Below are 25323 nucleotides of genomic sequence, written 5' to 3' on the forward strand. Positions count from 1 at the left end.
TTCTCAGGATCGCCAGGGATGGGGTGGCTATTTCCGCTGATTTAGGGTAGTTGCGCCCCCAAGCAAATAATAGCTGCGTCTCGAGGTGTATTTCGACAGTCCTCTACGACGCGACAAGCCGAGTTACAAGGAAGTCTTATGGTCAAGGTCATCGCCTCTTCAGTCCGCAAGGGCAACGTTCTCGACGTCGACGGCAAGCTCTACGTCGTTCTCACCGCTCAGAACTTTCATCCGGGCAAGGGCACACCGGTCACGCAGGTCGATATGCGCCGCATCGTCGATGGTGTGAAGGTGTCCGAGCGCTGGCGCACCACCGAGCAGGTCGAGCGCGCCTTCGTCGAAGACGTGAACTTCCAATACCTGTACGAAGACGGCGAAGGCTTCCACTTCATGAACCCGGCCACCTACGATCAGGTCGTCGTCGACAATGAAACCATGGGCGACCAGAAGGCCTATCTCCAGGAAGGCATGACCTGTATCCTGTCGATCCACGAAGGCGTTCCGCTCGCCATCGAACTGCCGCGCCACGTCACGCTGGAAATTACCGAGACGGAACCGGTCGTAAAGGGCCAGACCGCTTCGTCCTCCTACAAGCCCGCCATGCTGTCAAACGGCGTGCGCACCATGGTCCCGCCGCACATCAACGCCGGCACCCGCGTCGTCATCGCAACGGAAGACAACTCCTACGTCGAGCGCGCCAAGGACTGAGTGATCGGCCTATCGTTTCGCGAAAAACGCTCTATCCTCACGGATGGAGCGTTTTTATTTTTGGGTGGTGATCGCGTGACGCTTCGGTGCTGCAACGACCTACATGACATCGCCGCAAACTAACGCGACGGTGCATTCGCCTTCTTGGGGGTCGCCTCCGGTGCCGCCGCCGGCGGCACGGCCGCAGCGACGACCTCTTCGTGCTCCTCGGGCGACACCAACGCCTGAAGATGCAGGACGCGCGGCGACATCGCCTGGACATAGGCTTCCGAGCGGCCGATATAGACGACGGTGGCGTCGCTGAATTCCGTCAGCAGCGCCGAGAATTTGGCCTGCATATCCGGCTCCAGCCCCTCCATGACTTCGTCGAGGATGATCCATTTCGGCTTCGACAGCAGCAGATGCGCGAAGGCGACGGCCTTCTGCTCGTCATTGTCCAAAAGCCGGTCCCAACGCGCCTGCGTATCGAGCCGGCTCTTCAATCGGCCGAGGCCGGCCTTGTCCAGCGCGGCTTCGACGGCGGCATCGTCATAGGCATCCAGATCCTCGGGGAAGCAGATCGCTTCGCGTAGCGTCCCGCCCGGCACATAAGGCGTATGCGGCATGAACAACATGTCTTCCATCGGCGGCAGGCTGATCTTGCCGGAGCCGCAATTCCATTGATGCGCCAGTGACTGGAACAGCAATCTGCGGTTCACGCCGTGATCACCGTTGATCATGATGTGCTCGCCGGCGGTGATTGTCACCGTGCCCTCGCGGATGCGGAAGCCGTTCTCGATGGCATCCTCGCTGGTCTTGGTGGAGATCTCCATGTCGGTCCAGACCATCGTGCCTGGCGCAGCCTGATCGAAAGTGATGGTGTGCGGCATGACCGTGCCGTCATCCATCTCCGTTAGCGCCTGACGGAAATCGGTGACGCGCATCAGCGTCGCCCGCCATTCGGCGATCGGGCCGAAATTGGCGACATACCAGCGCAAGGCGGAATTGACCTGGTTGAAGGCGCCGACCGCCACCATCAACTGACCGAAAGTCAGCCCGCCGGAGAAATAGGCCGGCGCGGCCACCAGGATCGGAATGATCAGGACAAGCCAGCCGTAACCGGCCGAAACCCAGGTGAGATTGGTATTGGCGATGGCAAGCTGGCGGATAACGGCGAGCACTGCCGAGATATCGACATTGATGCGCCGGCGCTCATTCTCCTCGCCGCCGGCAATGGTGATTGCCGGCATGTGTTCGTTGGCATGCATCAGCGCAAAGCGCAGCTCGGCTTCTTTGGAATAACGGTCGGCATTCAGCCGCACCAGCCGGCGGCCGACGAATTGGCTCAGGAACGACGCCGAACCGGCATAGAGGATCGCCGCCCAGACCATATAGCCGGGGATGGAAAAGCTCATTCCTTTGAAATTAAAGACCATGCCGCTGGACAATTCCCACAACACGCCGATGAAGCTGAGCAGCAGGATCGTCGCCTGCACCAGACCGATCGCCAGCCCCGTCGTGCTTTCGGCGAGATTGCGTGCATCCTCGTGCAGGCGCTGGTCCGGATTGACGCCGATCAGGCCGGATGAAGCAAGACGGAGCGCACGCTTGGCCTGCAGCCACTGGTCGACGAGATCGCGTGCGAGACCCTCGCGCATATAAAGCGCAGCCATCTGGTTAAGCCACGCCTGCACGACGTTGAGGACCAAAAGCAGGCCGGCAATGATGCCGAAGACGCCGAGCTGATGGAAGAACGCGCCGGTATCGCGCCGCGCCAGCGAATCATAAAATGGCGCATTCCAGTTGTTGAGCAGGACCTGGACATAGGCCGTGACCAAAATAATCACGAACAACGCAATCGTGAGCGAAATAATCTTGACGCGAACGGCGGAATTCCAAAAGGCGGAAACCATCATCCGCAGCCGATAGAGGACGCTCAAATCGTAACCGACCTGGTCAGCTCCCCCGATATTCGGCTTGGCTTGCGTTTCAACTGCCATCAACACTTCCCTGCAATGCACTTAATCCTCAGTTAATCATGACCCGCTCACATGTCCATCCACGTGGTACGTCAGCGTGATCACGTTCGGTATATACACCGTTTCACGCCTTGAACCGAGTAATGCCAAGGACTAGCTTGCGCCCCAAAGATTGATGAAAGCCTTCCAATGCAATTTCAAGGCACTGCAGACTATATCGCCGACAAGGATTTGATGGTCGCTGTCAACGCCGCCATTCGGCTTGAACGCCCACTTTTGGTGAAAGGCGAACCGGGGACCGGCAAAACCGAACTGGCCCGTCAGGTCGCCGCAGCCCTCGGTCTCGACCTCATCGAATGGAATATCAAATCGACCACCAAGGCGCAGCAGGGTCTCTACGAGTATGATGCGGTCTCACGCCTGCGCGACAGCCAACTGGGCGATGCGCGTGTCAACGACGTCAGGAACTACATCCGGCGAGGCAAGCTCTGGCAGGCCTTTACGGCGCCGAAGAAATGCGTGTTGTTGATCGACGAGATAGACAAGGCCGACATCGAATTCCCGAACGACCTGCTGCAGGAACTCGATCGCATGGAGTTCCACGTCTACGAAACCGGCGAAACGATCCGCGCCGCCGTAAGACCGATCGTCATCACTACGTCCAACAATGAAAAGGAGCTGCCGGATGCTTTCCTGCGCCGCTGCTTCTTCCACTATATCCGCTTCCCAGACGCCGAAACGCTGACACGAATCGTCGAGGTGCACTATCCCGGCATCAAGCAGGCGCTGGTGCGGGCCGCCCTCGCCCAGTTCTTCGAGATTCGCGATGTGCCGGGGCTGAAGAAGAAACCCTCGACCTCCGAAGCGCTTGACTGGATCCGCCTCCTCGTTGCCGACGACATCGATCCTGCTACGCTGCGCGGGGACGCAAAGAGCGCTCTGCCAAAACTGCACGGAGCTTTGCTGAAGAACGAGCAGGACGTCCATCTCTTCGAGCGTCTTGCCTTTATGGCGCGCGGGCAAGGCAAATGATGCAGCCGGATGTGTATGCGGCAACCGACATCAGAGCGCGGCCGTCAGCTCCGCAAAGCTTGCCCCATTGACCTACAGGGAGCGCGGGTCTATTGAATTTGTCCCGTGGTGATTTGGCCGGCCGGCTTGCAGCCACGTTAAAAAAGTCGCTAAAGGGCCGCGTGCGGACCGGTAGCGATTCTGATCGCGGCCGGTTTTTTGTTTTTAGTGGTGTAAAAAGATGCCCATCAAGATTCCCGATACGCTGCCCGCGTTCGAAGCCCTCCAGAGCGAGGGCGTGCGGGTGATGACCGAAACGGTGGCGATCCGTCAGGACATCCGCCCCCTTCAGATCGGGCTTCTCAATCTCATGCCGAACAAGATCAAGACAGAGGTGCAGATGGCGCGCCTCGTCGGCGCCTCGCCACTGCAGGTGGAACTCTCGCTGATCCGCGTCGGCGGCCACAAGGCCAAGAACACTTCGGAAGAGCATCTGCTCGCCTTCTACCAGACTTGGGAAGAGGTGAAGCAACGCAAATTCGATGGCTTCATCATCACTGGTGCCCCGATCGAGCTCCTGGGATATGAGGACGTCACTTACTGGAATGAGATGCAGCAGATCTTCGACTGGACAGCGACCAATGTCCATTCGACGCTGAATGTCTGTTGGGGCGCGATGGCGGCGGCTTACCATTTCCATGGTGTGCCGAAATATACGCTGAAGGAAAAAGCCTTCGGCGTCTATCGCCACCAGAACCTGAAGCCCTCCTCGGTCTATCTCAACGGCTTCTCCGATGATTTCGCCATTCCGGTCTCGCGCTGGACGGAAGTGCGCCGCGCCGACATCGAAAAGGTGCCGGGCCTGCAGATATTGATGGAATCGAGCGAGATGGGCGTCTGTCTGGTCCACGAGCAAGCCTGTAATCGTCTCTACATGTTCAATCACGTGGAGTATGATTCCACCTCGCTTGCGGAGGAATATTTCCGCGACGTACATGCGGGCGTGCCGATCAAGATGCCGCACAATTATTTTCCGCACAACGACCCGGAGATCGCGCCGCAGAACCGTTGGCGCAGCCATGCGCATCTGTTCTTCGGCAACTGGATCAACGAAATCTACCAGACCACGCCCTATGATCTCGAGGAGATCGGCCAAGAGAGGTTCTGACCTTGTTCATTCCCTTCTTCCTGAAGTTGAAGGAAGCGAAGGTTCCGGTGACGCTCCGGGAATTCCTGTCGCTTCTGGAGGGGTTGGAAGAAGGGATCGCCGACTACGATGTCGAGGCCTTTTATTATCTGGCCCGTGCGACGCTGATCAAGGACGAACGCTTCATCGATCGTTTCGACCAGGTGTTCGCCGACTATTTCCGCGGTGTCGAGGCCGTCGGCGGTAACACGGAGCCGTCCGAGCAAGTCGCCATCCCTGAGGAGTGGCTGCGCAAGCTCGCCGAAAGACATCTGACGGACGAGGAAAAAAAGCTGGTAGAGGTCCTCGGCGGCTTCGAAAAGCTGATGGAGACGCTGCGTGAGCGTCTTGCCGAGCAGAAGGGCCGGCACCAGGGCGGCTCGAAATGGATCGGCACGGCGGGCAGCTCGCCATTCGGCGCGCACGGCTATAATCCCGAGGGCGTGCGCATCGGCCAGGAGGCATCCCATCATCGCAAGGCGGTGAAAGTGTGGGACCGCCGCGAATTTCAAAATCTCGACGACAGCGTCGAACTCGGCACCCGCAATATTAAGATGGCGCTGAAACGGCTCCGCCGCTGGGTGCGCGAAGGGGCGGCCGAAGAGCTCGACCTCTCCGGCACGATCCGCTCCACTGCCGAGCATGGCTATCTTGATGTCCAGACCCGGCCGGAACGGCGCAATGCAGTCAAACTGCTGATGTTCTTCGATGTCGGCGGCTCGATGGACGATCATATTCGCGTTGTCGAGGAGCTGTTCTCCGCGGCGCACGCCGAATTCCGGTACATGGAGTATTTCTATTTCCATAACTGCCTGTACGATGGCGTGTGGAAGGACAATCGCCGCCGGCGCGTCGACTGCACCTTAACGGCGGATCTGATTCGCACCTTCGGGCCTGACTACCGCATCGTCTTCGTCGGCGACGCCTCGATGAGCCCTTATGAGGTCACCCATCCCGGCGGATCGGTGGAAGACTGGAACGGAGAGGCCGGCGAGGTCTGGCTCAACCGCATCACCGGCCGTTTTCGCAAATGCGTCTGGCTCAATCCCGTGCCTGAAGGCCATTGGAGCCACACCACCTCGATCTCGATCATCCGCCGCTTGTTTGCTGACCGAATGTATCCATTGACCCTCGGCGGTTTGGAGAAGGCGACGAGGGAGTTGTCGCGTTGATCATCCTCAATCAACTACATTGATTGACCGCTAGTCTCTAGCTTGCCCGCTTGATGGATATGGTCAGGCGAGTGCGTTTTGGCAGTCGCCTTGTGCCTGGCCACTCACCCCAACCCTCTGGGAGAGGGGCTCGACAACGCCCAGCGCTGCCTCTGTTCATCCGGTGGGGCCTGCGTGGTGACGCTGATTGTTTTGCGCTGTCGTCCCTCTCGCGGTTTGCGGGGAGATGGCCAGGGTGAGGGGCCAGGCAAAAGGCCGCGGCATCGACGCGCTTGCCTGACAAGTTCAAACCAAAACGTCTGTCGTACACATTGCACATTTCCAGCGCAGTCTGCCGCTTCCGCGGCGGTCGAGGGAAAGCCCGAGCGGCACTTGATCGACAATCTGGTCCGCCTAATTTTCGCAATCGAACGATTGCGGACCGGCGCAAATGGGGGCAGGGTCTGGCTTCGAATTTTCAATAGGAATGGATAGCTAATATGACGGACAACGGTTTGGAGCGCGAAGTCTTTGGAACGACGGCGAATGGCGAGACAGTCTATCGCGTCAAGATCGTCGGCGGCGGCCTCACGGCCCACATCATGACCTGGGGTGCCGTCATCCAGGACCTGCGCCTGGAAGGCCACGTCCCGGCGCTGCTGCTCGGCTTCGACAATTTCGCCGACTATCCCGCACACTCCTCCTATTTCGGCGCCACGCCCGGCCGCTGCGCCAACCGCATCGGCGCCGGCCGTTTCAAGCTGGATGGCAAGGAATATCAGCTCGAACTCAATGAAAAGGGCGTCACCCATCTACACGGCGGCAAGGACAACATCGCCAAGCGCAACTGGACGATCGTCGAACACGCCGCCGACCGCGTTGTGCTGAAGATCGTCGATCCCGACGGGCGCGCCGGCTATCCCGGCAATTGCACGATCCAGGCAACCTATTGGGTGCATGGCGACGGCGTATTCTCGATCAGCTACGTTTCGACCACCGATAAGCCGACGCTCGCCAATGTCTGCCAACACGCCTATTTCAACCTTGACGGCCGCGACGACGCGCTCGGTCATGACATCATGATCGCCGCCGATCACTATACGCCGACGGACGAGAAGCAGGTACCCACGGGCGAAGTGCGCCCCGTTGCCGGCACCGTCTTCGATTTCCGCGAAATGGCCCCGATGAAGCGCTTCGATGGGGCCGATCAGGCGCTCTACGACCATAATTTCTGCCTGTCCTCGGAGCGCGCCGCCAAGCGCTCTGTGGTGCTGGCACGCAGCGTCAATTCCGGCGTCTCGCTGGAAGTTCGCACCACCGAGCCCGGCATACAGTTCTACGCCGGCTTCAAGCTCGATGTTCCCGTTCCCGGTCATGACGGCCGCAAGATTGGGCCCTTCGCAGGTTTCTGCCTGGAAACCCAGGTCTGGCCGGATGCCATCAACCATCAGGGCTTCCCGAATGCCGTTCTTCGTCCCGGCGAAGTGCTGCGACAGGAAACGGATTACATCTTCACCAAGAATTGAGCTGAAGGCGCCATTTTGCAAAATTGTCGGCCATAAGCATTCCGCTTTCAGGTGGGGACCACTTGAAAGCGGATAAAATCGCCTAGATTCAAAAGACTAGAGGCACCTCCGTGGGCTTGGGCGAGCGTAGGGTGCTTTGGGCGCACGTCGTCCTCAGCCGATTGATTTTCAGCCCGCAAATCAGATTCACCTTGCAGATTGGTTCTAAATAGGTTCTACAAAGGACCCATGGATAGAACCAGTTTGATTGCTGAACTGAACAGCCGTGGTCTGCGTGACGAGGCCATGACCGGGCCGTTGTACAAGCGCTTGGCGCAGGCGCTGACCGGCCTTATCCAGGAAGGCCTGCTGAAATCCGGAACTGCACTGCCAGGCGAGCGCGATCTGGCCGAGGCTCTGCAGGTCGGCCGCGTCACGGTCCGCACCGCCTATCGCGAACTGCTGGCCTCCGGCGCGATCGAATCACGTCACGGCAGCGGCACATTCGTATCGGAGCGCGTCGAGCGTATCGAACAATCCCTCTGGCGCCTCTCCTCCTTCTCTGCGGACATGCGTTCGCGCGGCCGCGAGCCAGCGGCAAGAATCCTGTCGCGTGCCGTCAGCCCGCCCGCCCCGGAAGAATCCTTCCTGCTCGGTCTCGGCCAGGACGAGCCCGTACTGCGTCTCGACCGCCTGCGCCTTGCCGATGGCCAGCCACTCGCCATCGAGCGCGCCGTCGTCCCGATCAAATTTCTGGGCGAGGATGCGGTTTCCGAGGGTTCGCTCTATGATGCGCTGACTGGGAATGGCTTTAGGCCGGTCCGTGCCCTGCAGCGGCTGACAGCCGTGACGCTCGATCCGACATCTGCGTCGATCCTCAACGTCAAGGCGGGCGCGCCGGCACTTTTGATCGAACGTATTTCACGCCTGGAAGACCAGCGCGTTGTTGAATACACCCGCTCGCATTATCGCGGCGATGCATATGATTTCGTTGCCGAATTAAGAATTGGAGATGACCCATGAGCGAGACCCAATCCCTTATGCTGACGGAGGCCGGCCAGTCGCCTGACGTCGTGGCGACCCTGCTTGAGAAGGAAAAGCCAGTTTTTGCGGAAATCGCAAAGCTATTCTCCTCCACCCGTCCCCCTGTGATCACGACGGCGGCGCGCGGTTCTTCCGACCATGCCGCCACCTTCTTCAAATATCTTTTCGAAATTTGCTATGGCGTGCCCGTCGCCTCGGTCGGCCCTTCCATCGCCTCCGTCTATAGCGCTCCTCTCCACCTGAAGGGCGGCATCCATTTCACCGTATCGCAATCCGGTGGCAGCCCCGACATCATTGCGCTGCAGGCGGCCGCCAAGCAGGGCGGCGCCACAACGATTGCCGTCGTCAACGTCACTGACAGCCCGCTCGCCAAGGAGGCCGACATCATGCTCGGCCTCAATGCTGGTCCGGAAAAGAGCGTCGCCGCCACGAAATCCTTCATTGCCTCCGCCGCCGCGCTGGCTGGCGTCACCGCAGCAATCTCGGAAGACCAGGCGCTTGCCGCTGGCCTCGCCAAATTGCCGGAAGCGCTCGCGGCGACATCGGGGATCGACGGGAAAGCCGCCGAGGACGTGCTCTTCAACGCCACGTCGCTTTATACCGGCGGTCGCGGTCCGGCCTTCGCCATTGCGCTGGAAGCGGCACTGAAGGCCAAGGAAACCTCCGGCCTGCATGCCGAAGCCTTTTCGCTCGCCGAGCTGATGCACGGGCCGATGCGGCTGGTACAACCCGGCTTCCCGATCATCGCTTTTTCGCCGGATGATGCCGCGTTCGACAATAATGCCACGGCACTGGAGCGCCTGCAGAAGCTTGGCGCCACGGCCGTATCCTTCTCTACCGCCGCACTTCCCGGCATCAATCTGCGCATGCCCACCACCGGCAACGGTCTGCTCGACCCGCTGGTGTCGCTTCTCTGCTATTATCGTCTCGTCGAGTCCGTGACGCGGCGCAAGGGTTTCGATCCGGATAAGCCGGCTAATCTTCTCAAGGTAACGGAGACCATGTGATGGACTACAAGGTCTTTGCCGGCGCTCGCATCTTCGACGGCGAGCGGTTTCATGAGGATAGCGCGCTGGTGACGGGCAACGGCCGGGTGCAGACGATCACCGCCGCCAACAATGTGCCCGACAATACCGAAGTGGTTCGCCTTCAGGGCGGCGTACTGTCCCCCGGCTTCATTGACGCACAGGTGAACGGCGGCGGCGGCCGTATGCTGAACGACGGTCCCTCACCGGAAGCAATGTATACGATCGCCGAGGGCCATCGCCCCTACGGCACCACGGCGCTGCTCCCGACGCTGATCACCGATGTTGCTGCGGCAACGACGGCGGCTATCGAAGCCGCAACTGAGGCCGTCAAGGCCAATCGAGGCGTCGTCGGGCTGCATCTCGAGGGCCCGCACCTGGCGCCGGCCCGCAAGGGCGCGCATCTGGCTGAGCTGATGCGCCCGGTCGAAGACAGCGACGTCAAGACCTTCATTCGCGCCCGCGAGGCGATCGGCACCCTTCTGATCACCATGGCGGCGGAGCAGGTCACCGAACGCCAGGTGCAGGCGCTGAACGAAGGTGGCGTCATAGTCAGCATCGGGCACAGCGACTCCACGGCGGAGGCGGCCGATGCCCGCTTCGATGCTGGCGCTCGCGGCGTCACCCATCTCTTCAATGCCATGAGCCAGATGGGCCATCGCGCGCCGGGCCTCGTCGGAGCTGCGATCGACCACCCAGCGCCCTGGTGTGGCATCATCGCCGATGGCCACCATGTCGATCCGCGAGCCCTGCGCATTGCCCTGCGCGCAAAACGCGGCGAAGGCCGACTGTTCTTCGTCACCGACGCCATGTCACTGGTCGGCACCGATCTTCCGAGCTTCACCTTGAACGGCCGCACCGTCTATCGCACCAAGGGCGGTTATTGCTCGAAGCTGACGCTCGACGACGGCACGCTCGCCGGCTCCGACGTCGACATGGCCTCGACGATCCGTTACGGTGTTAACGTCCTCCAATTGCCGCTGGCGGAAGCCTTGCGTATGGCGACGTCCTATCCGGCCCGCTTCCTGCGACTCGCCGATCGTGGTCACCTGACGCCTGGCGCCCGCGCCGATCTCGTCCATATCACCGACGGCATCGAAGTCACCGGGACATGGATCTCGGGCCAGCCATCAGTCTGAAACGCAAACGAGAGAGGCGCGCAATGACCGCGGTCACGGACAGCTATTTCTCCGCCATCATCGGCCGGCTGGAAACCTTGCGCGAAACGCTCGCAGAACCGATGGCGAAGGCGGCCAACGTTATATGCACGGCGGCACGTGCCGATCGCCGCGTCTATGTCTTCGGCACCGGTCATTCGCATATGCTGGCTGAAGAGGTGCATTACCGCGCCGGAGGGCTGGCCTTCACCATCCCGGTGCTGGTTGGTTCCGCCATGCTGCATGAAGGCGCCGTAATCAGCTCGGTCTATGAGCGCACCGAGGGTCTGATACAGCCGATTTTCGAGCGCTACGGTATGCAGCCCGGCGATGTGCTGATAATCGCCTCCAATTCCGGCGTCAACGCCGCTCCGATCGAGGCCGCCGACTACGGCCGCAAGATCGGCGCGACGGTCATCGCCATCACCTCGCTCGCTTACTCAACGGCCATCGCCAATGGCCGACGCCGGTTGGCTGATATTGCCGATATCGTCTTCGACAACGGCTTACCGCCGGGCGACGCCCTCATCGATCTGCCGGGTGGTAATTTCAGAGTCGGGCCGGCATCGACCGCCATCGGCGCCACGGTGCTGAACGCCATCTTCGCCGAAGTTGCCGCCGAGCTTTGCAAGGACGGCGACCCGCCGGTCTATCTCAGCGCCAACATGCCTGGCGCCAAGGAGATCAATCAGCAGCTGGTGAAAAAATACCGGCCGCGCAATCCTCATCTTTGATCGAACGCCTATCTCGCCGCCTTACTCATAGAAAGTGAGCGCGACGGAAAAATTGGGTTCCGCCAAGGGTCATCCTGGATCCGGCACTGTTCGGTTTTTCATGGAACGGTCGGGCAAAACGAGTTCCTGTACCCGCTTGCAGGTGGCGCTACCCCAAGGCGGGACGCTCCCAGTGATATTCCCTGGCGCTCCCGCGCCAGGCAGCCACAATACGCTTAATATCAATCTGACACGCAAGCCGCTGGACAATCTCAAGGTGCCGCAAGCCACACGCTACGGCATCGACAATATGGCGATCGCCTCGGCCTTAGGAAATGCACACACTAAACCGGTTCGAGATTCCGTAAGAAGCTGAACCGCTTTAGTGCATATCCGTCTTGGTGGCCGTCCTCAGGGGCTCCACCGACGCGTCCTTGACGGCCTCCGGCTGTCGACGCCGCCTGCGCAGCACAACGTAGAAGACCGGGGTCAGGAACAGGCCGAACAGCGTTACGCCGAGCATGCCCGAAAAGACCGCGGTGCCGAGCGATTGACGCATTTCCGCGCCGGGGCCGGTGGCAATCATCAGCGGGACGACGCCGAAGATAAAGGCGAAGGCGGTCATCAGGATTGGCCGCAAACGCAGATGGCTGGCCTCGATCGCCGCTTCGACGGCGCTCTTGCCCTCCAACTGCGCCTGTCGGGCGAATTCCACGATCAGGATCGCGTTTTTCGCCGCGAGGCCGATCAGCACGATGAGGCCGATCTGCGTCAGGATATTGTTGTCCATGCCCCGCAAATGTACGCCGATCAGAGCAGCGAGCACGGCCAACGGCACGATCAGGATGATGGCAAGCGGCAGGATCCAGCTTTCATATTGGGCTGAAAGCGCCAGGAAGACGAAGATAACCGACAGCGCGAAGATATAGACCGCCGTGTTGCCGGTATTCCTTTCCTGATAAGCAAGCTCCGTCCATTCGAAGGTCGTGCCCGGCGGCAGCAGATTTTTCGCCAGTCCTTCCATCGTATCGAGCGCGGTGCCGGTCGAAACACCCTGACCCGGATTGCCCTGGAGAGGAACCGAGACATACATGTTGTAGCGTTGAACGAGCGTCGGTCCGGTCGTATCGCGAATGTCAACCAACGTACCGAGCGGCACGAGCGCGCCGGTGGCCGAACGAACCTTCAGCGCGAGAATATCGTCGCGGTCCATGCGGAATTGCTGGTCGGCCTGGGCGCGCACCTGGTACACGCGACCAAAGGCGTTGAAGTCGTTGACATAGGATGTGCCGAGATTGATCGACAAAGTCTCGAAGATATTCGGGATCGGCACGTTCAGCGCGCGCGCCTTGTCGCGATCGATCGCCAGGAAATATTGCGGGCTATTGGCCGAGAAAGTGGTGAAGACGCCGCTCACGCCCTTGTTCTGTGCGGCCACCCCCATGAGCTGATAGGCAAGCGGCAGAATGCGGCGCATATCGGGATTTTCCCGATCCATGATCTGCATCTTGAAGCCACCGGAATTGCCGACGCCACGGATAGAAGGCGGCGGGATGGCAATGATGAATGCCTCCTGGATGCCTTGCAGGCTGCCGTAGAGCTGGCCAATGATTTTGCTGGCCGAATCCCCGCTCTTCAGCCGCTCCTCGAACGGCTTGAAGGGCGTGAAGATGACGCCGGAATTCGAGGCATTCGTGAAGGTCGCGCCGTTGAAACCGGCGAAGGCGACGGCATTTTCGACGCCCGGCGTCTTCCTGATGATGTCTGTCGCCTTCTGAATGACCGCGTTGGTGCGTGCGAGCGACGCGCCATCTGGCAACTGCACGACGACGATGGCATAGCCCTGGTCCATGGTCGGGATGAAGCCTTGCGGTACGATCTTGCCCATGTACAACGTTGCGCCAAGCAGACCTATGAAAACGAGAAGAGCACAGCCGCGCGCGACCCAGGTGGTCACCAGATGACGGATGATCCACGAATAGCCCCTACTCATCCGATCGAAACCCTGGTTGAACCCGTTACCCAGAGCGCGCCCGAAGCGTGAGAAGATGCTGTTCGATTTCCGATGATCGTGCGGACGCAGCACGATCGACGCAAGTGCCGGCGACAACGTCAGCGAATTCAGGCAGGAGATCGCCGTCGCAACCGAAATCGTCACTGCAAACTGGCGATAGAACTGCCCCGTAATGCCGGGAATGAAAGCCGTCGGCAGGAAGACGGCGATCAGGACCAGCGAGATCGCCAACACGGCGGTGCCGACTTCGTTCATGGTCACATGCGCGGCCTCTCTCGGCGTCATTCCGAGTGCGAGATTGCGCTCAACGTTTTCGACAACCACGATCGCATCGTCCACGACGATACCAATGGCCAGTACCAGGCCGAACAGCGTCAGCATGTTCAGCGAAAAACCGAGCGCAAGCAGAAAGGCGAAGGTGCCGATCAGCGAAACCGGGATTGCCACGATCGGAATGATCGCCGTTCGCCAGGATTGCAGGAAGACCAGCACGACGATGGCGACGAGGATCGCGGCCTCGAAGATCGTCTTGTAAACTTCGTTGATCGATTCAGAGATAAAATCCGTCGGATTGTAGACGATGCGATATTCGAGGCCCTGGGGGAAATCCTGCGACAGTTCCTTCATCGTCTTCTGGATTGCCGCTGCGGCGTCGAGCGCATTAGTGCCCGGCCGCGCAAAGATGCCGAGTGCAACGGCGGGGGCGCCGTTCAGATAACTGTTGGTGACATAGTCCTGGGCACCGAGTTCGATGCGTGCCACATCCTGCAACTGCACGAGCCGGCCGCTATCTGTCGCCTTGACGATGACATAGCGGAATTGCCGCGGATCGGAAAAGCGCCCTTGGGTCGTCACGGTATATTGAAAGGCGTTGGTGCCGGAAATCGGCGGCCCGCCGATCGCGCCGCCCGACACCTGGACATTTTGATCCCTCAGCGCCTGGACAATATCGCCGGCCGTCATGCCGTAAGCGGAAAGCTTTTCCGGGTCGAGCCAGATGCGCAGCGAATATTGCCGCTCGCCGAAGAGCTGCACGTCGCCGACACCGTCGAGCCGCACGAGAAGGTCGCGGATCCGCGTGCGGGCGTAGTTGGAGATATAGAGCTGATCATAGCGGTTGCTGGGCGAAAGCAGATGCACGACCATCATTAGATCGGGCGAGCTTTTGACCGTTGTGATGCCGATGCGCCGGACATCATCCGGCAGGCGCGGTTCGGCGATGGCGACGCGGTTCTGGACCAGCACCTGCGCCTTGTCGAGATCGGTGCCGAGCTTGAAGGTGATGGTCAGCGACATCGAACCGTCGGCGCTCGAATAGGAGGACATGTAAAGCATGTCCTCGACGCCGTTGACCTCCTGCTCGATCGGTGTCGCCACCGTATCGGCGATCGTCTGCGAATCCGCGCCGGGATAGGATGTTCGCACCACGATGGTCGGCGGCGCGACCTCCGGATATTGCGCAACAGGAAGCTGGAAATAGGCGATGCCGCCGACAATCAGCAGCACAATGGAAAGGACCGACGCAAAAATCGGTCGGTCGACGAAGAAATGGGAAAATCTCATTGGTCCGACCCCAGAACCGCTGCCTGGGAGGGCGCCTCTTCGTTCGACGCCTCCTGCGGAAGCTGGATCAATTGCGGAGCAACCTTTACGCCCGGCCGGATGCGCATCAGCCCATTGACGACGATGGTCTCGTCACCGGTCATGCCGCTGCGGATCACGCGATAGCCGTAAAGCTTCGGCCCGAGCCGCACGGACTTCGGTGTAATGCCACCATCGGCACCGACGACGTAGACGACACGCTGATCCTGATCGGCGGCGATGGCTTCATCGGGAACAAGGATTGCCTTGTAGCTGTTGGAACCCGCGACATGGATGCGCCCGAACAGGCCGGGCTGCAGGACGAAATTGGGATTGGGGAAACGTGCGCGCACGCGGATCGTACCGCTCTGGTTGTCTACGCGGTTTTCTGCGAAATCGAGCTTGCCCTTGAACGGCTGCTGGTGCGGATCGGCGATCGTTACCGTGACGTCGAGGCCACCGCCACCCTGCTGCAAGGCACTGCCGTTCTTGCGCGCCTCATCGGCATAGGAAAGCAGCCGGCGCTCGTCGACGTCGAAATAGAAATCGATCGGATCGAGCGCGACGATTGACGTCAACACGGTCTGATCCGCTTGGACGAGGTTGCCAACCGAAATCAGGCGCCGGTCGATACGGCCGCTGAGCGGCGCGGTGATCTTGGTATATTCCATGTCGAGCGAAGCGCGATCGACAGCCGCCTGCGCTCCGCGGACATTTGCCTGCGCGGAGATCAGATCGCGGCGGCGATCGTCGAGATTGGATGCCGACAGGCTGCCGGTACCGGCCAATGCCTGTGTCCGCTGAAATTGCGCATCGGCGTTCGTGAGCGTTGATTTCGCGACTTCCAGGGAAGCTGTGGCTTCATTCAGCGCGTTGACGTAGGGCCGCTGGTCGATGATGAAGAGCAGGTCTCCCTGCTTGACCATGGTGCCGTCCTGAAAATGCACTTCCTGAAGATAGCCGCCGATACGCGAGCGTACAGAGACCTCGTCGACAGCCTCGAACCGCCCGATGAATTCATCGCTATCGATCACGTCCCGGATGATGGGCTTGGCCACCGTCACCGGTGCGGCGGGCGGTGCATTCTGCGCCAGCGACTGGGACCCCGTAAGAACAGCAATTGCACAGCTGAATAAAGCGACACGCGCCAGCGTCATCGGCATGAAGGACCCCCTGACCAATAAATTACCCACGGCAAAAACTGCCGAGTCAAGCGTTCATGATGTCTGCCTGCAGCCTTCTGCGAAGGACCTGCCTCCGCCGATCGCGGAATCCCGTCAGGTCTCTTCGGACTTCCCAATGCGTCGCAGATCATCGATGATCCGCATGCTCTCCGGCTCAAAGGCCGGCACTTTTAACATATTGTATAAACAGTTTATCGATTTCGACAACAAAGAATTGCCACGGCGCATCAGCTACAACTATTTGTTTTCTTTATTATACCGATAGCGATGAAAGGTTGATGACACGGTGTTGACCGGACTTCACCCTTCCAGCTCTTCCCGCAGCATCTCGAGTTCCAGCCATTCCTCTTCCATTTTGGTCAGGTTGTCGCGCAGCTTTTCCATTTCTGCTGCGAGGCGGTTGAAGCTGGCCGGATCCTTGGCGAAGAGGTTGGGATCGGCCATTTTCTTTTCGCGGACGGCGATCTCAGCCTCGGCTTTCGCCATCTCCTTCGGCAGGTTTTCCAGGGCGAATTTCTGCTTGTAGGAGAGCTTGCCCCTGCCCTTCGAAGGCTCAGAAGCCACTGCCGGGGTTTCTGCAGCTCTCGGCTTCTCGGCCGTCCTTTCGGCTCGCCGGCGTTCTTCGATCGCGCCCTTTCGTTGGGCGAGCATGTCGGAATAACCGCCGGCATATTCGATAAAGCGGCCGTCGGGCTCCTCGGGATTGGCGGGCGCAATGGTCGAGGTCACGGTGCGATCGAGGAAATCGCGATCGTGGCTGACGAGAATAACCGTGCCGTTGAAGCCCGCGACGATCTCCTGCAACAGATCCAGCGTCTCTATATCGAGGTCGTTGGTCGGTTCGTCGAGGATCAGGAGATTGGTCGGCCGCGATAGGATGCGGGCCAGCATCAACCGGGCGCGCTCGCCGCCGGAAAGGTTCTTGATCGGCGTGCGTGCCTGCTCCGGCTGGAAGAGGAACTCCTTCATATAGCCGGTGACATGCCGTTGCTCGCCATTGACCAGCAAGTTCTCACCGCGGCCGTCGGTCAGATAATTGGCGAGCGTATCGTCCGGATTGAGGCCTTCGCGCTTCTGGTCGAGGGTGGCGATCTCCAGATTCGTGCCGAGCTTGACCGTGCCGCTATCCGGCGCCAATTGGCCGGTCAGCATTTTCAGCAGCGTCGTCTTACCGGCGCCGTTCGGGCCGACAAGGCCGACGCAGTCGCCGCGATGCACGCGGATCGAAAACGGCGCGATGATGAGGCGCTCGTCATAGGTCTTGGTGATCTTGTCAGCTTCGATCACCAGCTTTCCGCTCTCCTGCGCGTCGGCGGCCGTCGCCTGCACGGTGCCCTGCTGCCCCTTGTGGCCGCGATGGCGCGCGCGCATGTCCTGCAATTCGCCGAGGCGGCGCATATTGCGCTTACGCCGCGCGGTCACGCCATAGCGCAGCCAATGTTCCTCGCGTTCGATCGCTTTGCCGAGCTTATGCTGTTCCAACTCCTCAGCTTCCAGCACCTGGTCGCGCCAGGCTTCGAAAAACGCAAAGCCGCGATCGAGCCGCCGCGACGTGCCGCGGTCGAGCCAGACGGTCGCCGTCGATACCTTTTCGAGGAAGCGACGGTCGTGGGAGATGAGCACCAAGGCGCTGCGGCTTTTCTGCAGCTCGCCTTCCAGCCACTCGATGGTCGGCAGGTCCAGATGGTTGGTCGGCTCGTCGAGCAGTAGGATATCCGGCTCCGGCGCGAGAACGCGGGCAAGTGCGGCCCGGCGCGCCTCGCCGCCGGAGAGGTTTTTGGGGTCTTCCTGGCCGGTCAGGCCAAGATGTGACAGCAGATAGGTGACGCGATAGGGATCGTCGCCTGGTCCAAGACCGGCATCAGCGTAGGCGGCGACAGTCTTGTAGTCGGCAAAGTCCGGCGCCTGCTCGAGATAGCGCACCGTCGACGACGGATGGCGGAAGACTTCGCCGGACTGCGCCTCGACAAGGCCGGCAGCGATCTTGAGGAGGGTCGACTTGCCCGAGCCGTTACGGCCGACAAGACAGATCTTGTCGCCGGGCTCCACCTGCAGCCCGGCACCGGCGAGGAGCGGCGCGCCGCCGAAGCTCAGGAAGATGTCGTCAAGTTTCAGGATGGGAGGGGCCAAGATCAGACTCCACTAAGATCATAGGGGCGGGCAAGGACGATGGCCCTGCCGCTGCCGAGCGAAAGGCGCACGGGGCCTTCCGCAACATTGGAAATGGTGCGCGATGCGCCGAAGGGCAGGTGGAAATCGCGCAGGGGATAGCGGGCGTTGTGAATAAAAAGACCCGTTAGATCGCTGAAGCCGAGAATGGAAAACAGCGAACCGGCCGGCAAGGCCAGTTCCAAGTCGCCCGGCAGCAGCGGCACGGCCTCTTCGTCGCCTGAGGTCAGCAGAACGTCAAAACCCTTTTCGGCGAGCTGAACGCCATAGAGCAGATGCTGGATCGCGTGATCCGAACGCTCTCCACCCATCGCTCCGGCAAGGATCAACCGCTTCGCGCCGCGGTCGATTGCTTCCGAAATGGCGATCTCGCCATCCGTCGCCGCCTTTGCCGACGGATAGGGCCGTTGAGGCACATGCGGGAATGCACCGAGCAGGTCCGCCGGTGTCGAGTCGAAGTCGCCGACCCAAAGCTCAGGCGTCGTATTGAGCGCAACGGCATGACGCATGCCGCCATCAGCCGCGATGAAACGGCTACCGACCGTAGCGGCATGCAGCCGTTCCGTCAGGCGAAGCTCGCCGCCGAGGAGGATGGTGAAGGTCGTGGATTGGCTCATGTGCCAAGCCCATAGCGCAAAGACGTGTCTCTAGGGAAGAGCGCTCTTTGGCGCCCAGTCGGCATTCAGCCGTCGGTGTCCTTGAGACGCGTCTGAAAAGCATGTTCATAGCCGCCGATAAAACGGTCGAACAAACGCGAAAAAGCCTCGATATCTTCGGCCGGCCAATCAGCGACGATGCCCTCGATCAGGGCGAACTTCTGCGCCTGGATCTCGGCGAGCAACCTTTGGCCGAGCGCGGTCAGCACGACGACGATGCGACGCGCATCTGCCTGCGACGCCTTGCGGCGCAGCACGCCGCGAGCGACCATTTCGGCGACGATACGGCTTGCTCGAGACGGATCGATGCGCAGGATCTCCGCAATCGTCCCGACGGTGACTTCGCCGGACCCTTCCGCGCGTTTGACGGCATCGATGACATCGAGATGCGAAAGCTCAAGGCCCGGCGCGACATTCAGGATGGCAAGCCGGCCGATCATGCGGCGGCCCGTCATCACGCGCATGCGCGTCATCACCTGCCCAATACGCAACAGGTTTTCGTCTTCGGGCAAGGGCGAGGCTTCAACTTCTCGTGTCGTTGTTGCTGTTGTCATCATTTCAACATATCAGAGACCGACAGGAATTAAAATATGCAAACAGCATTCACTTGCCATTGACAATTATGTGCTGATAGCACATATGCTGTTTCGGGACATCCGCTTTCGATTATTTGGACGAAAACGCCTGTTCTACATTGAGGAACCGGGGCGTTCCCATGCGTTCAGTCGAGCGCGTAGCGTTCCGGGCAAGCTCGGATTTCTCGTTCCATGGATATGCAAACCGCGCCCGCGCCACTCGTGGCGGACCACCGCCGCCGACTTATTCTCTTCTTTTTCCTGATGACCGCCATGTTCATGGCAACACTTGACAACCAGATCGTGTCGACGGCGTTGCCAACCATCGTCGGAGAATTCGGGCACCTGGAACGTTTCGGCTGGATCGGCTCGGCCTATCTGCTCGCTCTTTCCGCTTCCATGCCGGTCTACGGCAAGCTCGGCGACCTCTTCGGCCGCAAATATGTGATGATGGCTGCAATCGCCATCTTCACCTTTGGCTCGGCCGTTTGCGGCCTTGCGATATCGATGAACACGCTGATCGCCGCCCGCGTCCTGCAGGGCCTTGGCGGCGGCGGCATCCTAGTGTCAATCTTCGCGGTCAACGCCGATCTCTTCGAGCCTCGGGAACGCGCCCGTTACCAGAGCTATTCCAGCCTGGTGCTTATGGCCTCTGGCGCCATCGGCCCCGTTCTCGGCGGCACGATGAGCGACATCTTCGGCTGGCGCTCGATCTTCCTCGTCAACGTACCGATCGGCTTCGTCGTCCTCGCTGGCCTCGCCTTTATGTTACCTTACCGCAAGCCGTTCCGCCGGCCGAAGATCGACTATGCGGGCGCGATCCTGCTTGCGCTGACGACCACCAGCATCGTGCTCGCCGCCGACGGCACCGAGCTCTTCGGTTCGCTGCTCGCGCCGCAATGCCTGGGGATCATCGCTTTTGGCGTCTTGTCCGCGCTTGCCTGGGTCTTCGTCGAACGCCGCGCGTCGGAACCGATCGTGCCGCTGACATTGTTCGGCAACCCGACCTTCGGGCTGCTCCTGATCATTTCGGTCACCAGCGGCGCGGTTGCCATCGGCATGGTCAACTATTTCGCGCTCTTCCTGCAGACAACGACCGGCCTTTCGCCGTCAATGGCCGGCCTGCTGTTCATCCTGTTGACCGGCGGCATCGTCTGCGGTTCGCTCTCCGCCGGCCGGCTGATTTCGATGAGGGGCCGCTACAAGCCCTTCGCCATCGCCAGCGCCGCCTGCAGCACCATTGCTTTCGTCACACTGGCGCAGGTTCATGCCGGCACGCCGATCGTGTTCATCGGCGCCTTGATGCTGCTGCACGGCATTGGCATCGGTCTGGCGCAGCAGGTCCCGGTCATCGGCGTGCAGAATGCCGCCGCCAGCCGTGACGTTGGTGCAGCGACCGGCGCCGTGACGCTCTCGCGCATGGGCGGCGCCTCTATCGCCATCTCCATCTATGGCGCCATCATCGCCGCCAAACTCAGCGATGTCGGCGTCTCCATTCCCGGTGTTACCAATATCAAGGAACTGACGCCGAAGATGATGGCTGCCTTGCCGGAGGCCACGCGCGAAGGCGTTGCCAATGCCTATGCGAGCGCCTTCAGCCCGCTGTTCATGACAGCCGCCGCCTTCTGCTTCATCGGCCTGCTGACCTCAATAACGCTGAGGAATGTGCAACTACCCAATGCCACCAAGAAACTCGACAGCTCAACCACTGCCCACGCGGCGGAGTAGGAGACGAAGCCTGCAATCGACGGGGGAATCATCCCCCTTGTCATCCCTCCGTCACAGGACTAAATCTGCCAACGCTCTAACGGGGTGCCTTGTGTCTTTCCAGGACATCTGGCTGAGAGGCTTTCACCGGCCAACCCGCGGAACCTGATCCGGCTAACACCGGCGGAGGGATTAGACGCGTGACGAAATCATGGCGCCCTTTTCCCGTTCGAGACCAAACCAACGAGGAGGCGCAGTCATGCCCAACCGATCGCTGCTATCACTGCTTACCGGCCTGGCTCTGGCCGGCACAACGCTTTTTGTCGCCCAGGGCGCCGGTGCCGCGGATAAGACGCTTACCATCTACACCTATGAAAGCTTCACGGCTGACTGGGGTCCGGGCGCCAAGGTCAAGGCTAACTTCGAGAAGACCTGCGGCTGCACGGTCAACTACGTAAGCGTCACCGACGGCGTGGCTCTGCTCTCCCGCCTGAAGCTGGAGGGAGCCGGCACCAAAGCCGACGTCGTTCTCGGCCTCGACACCAATCTCGTCGACGAGGCCAAGGACACCGGCCTGTTCGATGTCAGCGGCATCGACACGTCGGCACTCAAGGTTCCCGGCGATTTCAAGGACGGCGTCTTCGTTCCCTATGATTACGGCCATTTCGCCGTCGTTTACGACACGCAGGCGATCAAGAACCCTCCGAAGAGCATGAAGGATCTGGTCGACGGCGATCCTTCGCAAAAGATCGTCATCGAGGATCCGCGCACCTCGACGCCGGGCCTTGGCCTGCTGCTCTGGGTCAAGTCGGTCTATGGCGACAAGGCGGCGGAGGCCTGGACGAAGCTGAAGGGTCGCATCCTGACGGTAACGCCCGGCTGGTCGGAAGCCTATGATCTCTTCACCAAGGGCGAGGCACCGATGGTGCTCTCCTATACGACGTCGCCGGCCTATCACATGATTGAGGACAAGACCGACCGCTACCAGGCCGCCGCCTTCTCCGAAGGCCACTACATCCAGATCGAAGTAGCTGGCCTGACCAGATCCTCGCCGAACAAGGACCTTGCCCGCGACTTTCTGAAGTTCATGGTCTCGCCCGGCTTCCAGGATACGATTCCGACCAACAACTGGATGATGCCTGTCTCGGCCACCTCCGAGCCTCTGCCGGATGCTTTCAGCAAGCTGGTCGTGCCGTCAAAGACCTTCCTGATGGCACCCGACGTGGTCGAGAAGAATCGCAAGGCCTGGATCGACGAATGGCTGGCAGCCACGAGCACGAACTGACATCGGTATGATACTGACGGCATCCGAGAGAAGACGCGCCATTGCCGGCGGGGCGCTCGGTCTCGCCGGCATTGCGCTTTTCATCGCCCTTGCCATCGTAACCTTGCTGGCTGCCGGCATCAGATCCGCCGGCGGCAATACGCTCACCGATCCCTATCTTCAGCGCGTGCTGCGCTTCACGCTGCTACAGGCGACGCTGTCCACGCTTCTTTCCGTCGTCCTCGCAATTCCGGTCGCCCGCGCTCTCGCACGGCAGCCACGCTTTCCCGGCCGGCTCTGGCTGATCCGGTTGATGGCCGTCCCCATGGGCCTGCCGGTGCTGATCGGCGCGCTCGGTCTGCTCGGCATTTGGGGACGCCAGGGCATGCTCAATCAGGCGCTGACCGGGCTCGGCCTGTCGCAGCCGGTCAGCATCTATGGGCTGATAGGCATCCTCTTGGCGCATGTCTTCTTCAACCTGCCGCTGGCTGCCCGCCTGATGCTTGCCGGGCTGGAACGCGTGCCGGCGGAATATTGGCTGATGGCAGGTGGGCTCGGCATGCGGCCGACCTCCGTTTTCCGCTTCATCGAATGGCCAATGCTGCGCGGCCTCATCCCTGGCATATCGGGTCTCATCTTCATGCTCTGCGCCACCAGTTTCACACTAGTGCTGATCCTGGGAGGCGGCCCGGCCGCGACCACGCTCGAGGTGGCGATCTATCAGGCGCTTCGCTTCGATTTCGACCCCGGCCGCGCCGTGGCACTGTCTCTTCTGCAAATCATCGTGACAGCCGCCATTCTCGGCGCAATGGCTTTGCTTCCGGCACCGGACGATCACGGGTTAACGGCAGGTCGTGCCGTGCGGCGGATCGATGGAGCACTGCTAGGCGCCAAATTGATCGACTGCGCGCTGCTCCTGTTCACCGCCTTGTTCGTTGGCCTGCCGCTCGCCTCGGTGGTTGTCACCGGCTTCAAGGCTGATCTTCTGAGGCTTATTGGCCAAGCGACCTTTCTGCAGGCGACCTTGACCAGTCTTACGATCGCCCTCGGCGCCGGCATTCTGGCGATCTTGACCTCCTTCGCCATCATTCGCGCCCGCTCAGTTATATCGGCCGGACGCCGTAAAGCGCCGGGCCTGCGCGGCCTGGCCATCGCCCTGAGCGGCACCTCCTCGCTGGTGCTGCTGGTACCACCGATCGTACTGGCGACCGGATGGTTCCTGGCGCTCAGGCTGTTTGTCGACCCAAGCCGCTTCGCGGCCCTTCTGATCGTCGTCATCAACGCGCTCATGGCGCTGCCCTTCGTCATCCGCGTCATCGAGCCGGCTTATGCCGTCCATCGCCGCCGTACCGAACGTCTGGCGGCAAGCCTTGGCCTTCAGGGATCGTCGCGACTGCAACTGATCGACTGGCCCGGTCTGCGCAAGCCGTTCTTCACCGCTCTCTCTTTCGCCATGGCGCTGTCGCTCGGCGATCTCGGCGCCGTCGCCCTCTTTGGTTCCGACAGCCTTATGACGCTGCCCTGGCTGGTCTACAGCAAGCTCGGCAGCTACCGCACCAATGACGCGGACGGGCTTGCATTCATCCTGGGGCTGGTATGTCTTCTCCTGACCATCGCCGGCACTGCCGGCCAAGGCGGGCATGAGAACGAAGGCAGGCGGAATGACCGATAATCAGGGGATGGCGGATCGGGGCATCGCGACGGCCGGAGTTGAACTGCAGCTCGGCACGCATCATTTTCGCTTTGATTGCGATCTGCCGCAGGGCAGGATCATCGCCATCACCGGCCCGTCCGGATCGGGAAAGTCCACCTTCCTCAATCTGCTCGCCGGCTTCGAGTCGCCGGATCATGGCCGCATCATGCTTGCCGGACGGGACGCGACCCGGCTGCCTCCCTCGCAGCGGCCAGTGTCTCTGGTTTTCCAGGATAACAATCTTTTTGCCCATCTCGATCTCTTCACCAATGTCGGATTAGGCATCAACCCGTCGCTGAAGCTTACAGCGGACGACCGGCAAAGGATTTCGGGTGCCCTGGCGCGAGTAGGGCTCGCGGGTTTCGACAGACGCAAACCAGGCACTCTTTCCGGCGGCGAGCGGCAACGCGCCGCTTTCGCCCGGGCGCTGGTGCGCGATAAGCCGATCCTGCTGCTCGACGAGCCCTTCGCAGCCCTTGATCCCGGCCTGCGCTCCGGCATGGCGGAGCTGCTGACGGCGCTTCACCGCGAGACCGGCAATACGGTGCTGATCGTCTCGCATGATCCGGCCGAAGTCCGGCGCCTTGCCGATCATGCCGTCTTTATCGACGGCGGAACAATTCGGCTTTCAGCGCCGATCGAACACTTCCTGAAGCAGGACGGCATTCCGGCGCTGACCACATTTTTGCAACATTGAGTGCGCCGCCGCATTTTGGGCCGTTTTTGCCTTATTTTCGTCGCCGCGAGCGGCCGAAAATCCAAGGGAAATGCTTGCTAAAATACAACGCTGCTACAATTAAACGGAGTCTCGCTATGCAACTGCTGCCGAAATCGGCTACAGCAAGAGGCGGAGACCACCCGGGTGAACTGAGTTCCGATCGGGGTGGATGCAACCTTTGACGAAACGCGGCGATGATCGGCCTAGCCATGATCAACCGAGTTCGACGGCCGGCCGGCGTGGCAGCGAAATGAGTGGGACACAGGCACTGAAGCAGAGCAAGCACGCAGGACGAAGGATCGGC

The 25323-nt window shown here is 60.7% G+C and carries 20 protein-coding genes and 2 riboswitches; of the genes, 14 read left to right on the forward strand and 6 right to left on the reverse strand.

Features of this window, described 5'->3' with window-relative positions; all coding sequences use genetic code 11:
• Positions 1-138 precede the first annotated feature (138 nt).
• Complete coding sequence (efp, locus tag PY650_RS01065) at positions 139-708, forward strand: elongation factor P (protein WP_285877224.1); 570 nt, start codon at positions 139-141, stop codon at positions 706-708.
• Positions 709-827: 119 nt separating this feature from the next.
• On the opposite strand, the gene PY650_RS01070 is transcribed toward efp, so the two are convergent.
• The gene (locus PY650_RS01070) at positions 828-2687 is read right to left on the reverse strand and encodes an ABC transporter ATP-binding protein/permease (protein ID WP_285877225.1); all 1860 of its coding nucleotides are present in this window, start codon (positions 2685-2687) and stop codon (positions 828-830) included.
• Between the two features lie 168 nt (positions 2688-2855).
• Between PY650_RS01070 and PY650_RS01075 the strand changes: the two genes are divergently transcribed.
• The 8 genes from PY650_RS01075 to PY650_RS01110 all read left to right on the forward strand — a co-directional run bounded on the left by PY650_RS01075 (position 2856) and on the right by PY650_RS01110 (position 11479).
• On the forward strand, positions 2856-3698 hold the full coding sequence (locus PY650_RS01075) for an AAA family ATPase (RefSeq protein ID WP_285877226.1): 843 nt from the start codon (positions 2856-2858) through the stop codon (positions 3696-3698).
• A 95-nt stretch (positions 3699-3793) separates the two neighbouring features.
• A riboswitch (SAM riboswitch) is annotated at positions 3794-3871 on the forward strand.
• 47 nt (positions 3872-3918) lie between these two features.
• Positions 3919-4845: a homoserine O-acetyltransferase MetA gene (metA, locus tag PY650_RS01080; protein ID WP_285877227.1), complete on the forward strand. Its 927-nt coding sequence runs from the start codon at positions 3919-3921 to the stop codon at positions 4843-4845.
• Positions 4846-4847: 2 nt separating this feature from the next.
• Positions 4848-6035 carry a vWA domain-containing protein gene (locus PY650_RS01085; RefSeq protein ID WP_285877228.1) on the forward strand — a complete coding sequence of 396 codons (1188 nt, stop codon included), beginning with the start codon at positions 4848-4850 and terminating at the stop codon, positions 6033-6035.
• 479 nt (positions 6036-6514) lie between these two features.
• Positions 6515-7540, forward strand: coding sequence for an aldose epimerase family protein (locus tag PY650_RS01090; protein WP_285877229.1), 1026 nt, complete (start codon positions 6515-6517; stop codon positions 7538-7540).
• Between the two features lie 228 nt (positions 7541-7768).
• Positions 7769-8542 (forward strand): GntR family transcriptional regulator, encoded by a 774-nt coding sequence (locus tag PY650_RS01095; RefSeq protein ID WP_285877230.1) that lies wholly within the window; start codon positions 7769-7771, stop codon positions 8540-8542.
• Complete coding sequence (locus PY650_RS01100; protein ID WP_285877231.1) at positions 8539-9570, forward strand: SIS domain-containing protein; 1032 nt, start codon at positions 8539-8541, stop codon at positions 9568-9570. The genes PY650_RS01095 and PY650_RS01100 overlap by 4 nt, the downstream gene beginning before the upstream one ends.
• Complete coding sequence (nagA, locus tag PY650_RS01105) at positions 9570-10727, forward strand: N-acetylglucosamine-6-phosphate deacetylase (protein WP_285877232.1); 1158 nt, start codon at positions 9570-9572, stop codon at positions 10725-10727. Before PY650_RS01100 ends, nagA begins: the two co-directional genes overlap by 1 nt.
• A 23-nt stretch (positions 10728-10750) precedes the next feature.
• Positions 10751-11479, forward strand: a complete 729-nt coding sequence (locus PY650_RS01110; protein WP_285877233.1) for an SIS domain-containing protein — start codon at positions 10751-10753, stop codon at positions 11477-11479.
• Positions 11480-11840: 361 nt separating this feature from the next.
• Here the strand turns inward: PY650_RS01110 and PY650_RS01115 are convergent, their stop codons facing one another.
• Both PY650_RS01115 and PY650_RS01120 read right to left on the reverse strand, forming a co-directional pair.
• Positions 11841-15035 (reverse strand): efflux RND transporter permease subunit, encoded by a 3195-nt coding sequence (locus PY650_RS01115; protein ID WP_285877234.1) that lies wholly within the window; start codon positions 15033-15035, stop codon positions 11841-11843.
• Entirely contained in the window at positions 15032-16216 is a 1185-nt protein-coding gene (locus tag PY650_RS01120; RefSeq protein WP_432761469.1) for an efflux RND transporter periplasmic adaptor subunit, read from the reverse strand. The genes PY650_RS01115 and PY650_RS01120 overlap by 4 nt, the downstream gene beginning before the upstream one ends.
• On the opposite strand from PY650_RS01120, the gene PY650_RS01125 reads away from it, so the two are divergent.
• Positions 16104-16502, forward strand: coding sequence for a hypothetical protein (locus PY650_RS01125; protein ID WP_285877312.1), 399 nt, complete (start codon positions 16104-16106; stop codon positions 16500-16502). The two genes, PY650_RS01120 and PY650_RS01125, sit on opposite strands and share 113 nt — an antisense overlap.
• Before the next feature lie 35 nt (positions 16503-16537).
• On the opposite strand, the gene PY650_RS01130 is transcribed toward PY650_RS01125, so the two are convergent.
• From PY650_RS01130 to PY650_RS01140, 3 genes are all read right to left on the reverse strand, one after another.
• A complete protein-coding gene (locus PY650_RS01130) occupies positions 16538-18367 on the reverse strand; it encodes an ABC-F family ATP-binding cassette domain-containing protein (RefSeq protein ID WP_285877235.1) in 1830 nt (609 codons plus the stop codon).
• Between the two features lie 2 nt (positions 18368-18369).
• On the reverse strand, positions 18370-19023 hold the full coding sequence (locus PY650_RS01135; RefSeq protein ID WP_285877236.1) for a thiamine diphosphokinase: 654 nt from the start codon (positions 19021-19023) through the stop codon (positions 18370-18372).
• Positions 19024-19088: 65 nt separating this feature from the next.
• Positions 19089-19616 carry a MarR family winged helix-turn-helix transcriptional regulator gene (locus tag PY650_RS01140; RefSeq protein ID WP_285877306.1) on the reverse strand — a complete coding sequence of 176 codons (528 nt, stop codon included), beginning with the start codon at positions 19614-19616 and terminating at the stop codon, positions 19089-19091.
• A 213-nt stretch (positions 19617-19829) separates the two neighbouring features.
• Between PY650_RS01140 and PY650_RS01145 the strand changes: the two genes are divergently transcribed.
• The 4 genes from PY650_RS01145 to PY650_RS01160 all read left to right on the forward strand — a co-directional run bounded on the left by PY650_RS01145 (position 19830) and on the right by PY650_RS01160 (position 24998).
• Positions 19830-21365 carry an MDR family MFS transporter gene (locus PY650_RS01145; protein ID WP_285877237.1) on the forward strand — a complete coding sequence of 512 codons (1536 nt, stop codon included), beginning with the start codon at positions 19830-19832 and terminating at the stop codon, positions 21363-21365.
• Between the two features lie 70 nt (positions 21366-21435).
• Positions 21436-21553: riboswitch (TPP riboswitch) on the forward strand.
• Positions 21554-21603: 50 nt separating this feature from the next.
• The gene (gene thiB / locus PY650_RS01150) at positions 21604-22629 is read left to right on the forward strand and encodes a thiamine ABC transporter substrate binding subunit (RefSeq protein ID WP_285877238.1); all 1026 of its coding nucleotides are present in this window, start codon (positions 21604-21606) and stop codon (positions 22627-22629) included.
• Positions 22630-22636: 7 nt separating this feature from the next.
• Entirely contained in the window at positions 22637-24280 is a 1644-nt protein-coding gene (gene thiP / locus PY650_RS01155; protein WP_285877239.1) for a thiamine/thiamine pyrophosphate ABC transporter permease ThiP, read from the forward strand.
• Positions 24270-24998 carry a thiamine ABC transporter ATP-binding protein gene (locus tag PY650_RS01160; protein ID WP_285877240.1) on the forward strand — a complete coding sequence of 243 codons (729 nt, stop codon included), beginning with the start codon at positions 24270-24272 and terminating at the stop codon, positions 24996-24998. Before thiP ends, PY650_RS01160 begins: the two co-directional genes overlap by 11 nt.
• Positions 24999-25323: the final 325 nt, after the last annotated feature.

The sequence above is a fragment of the Martinezella calliandrae genome (genome assembly GCF_030272695.1).
Lineage (GTDB): Bacteria > Pseudomonadota > Alphaproteobacteria > Rhizobiales > Rhizobiaceae > Rhizobium > Rhizobium calliandrae.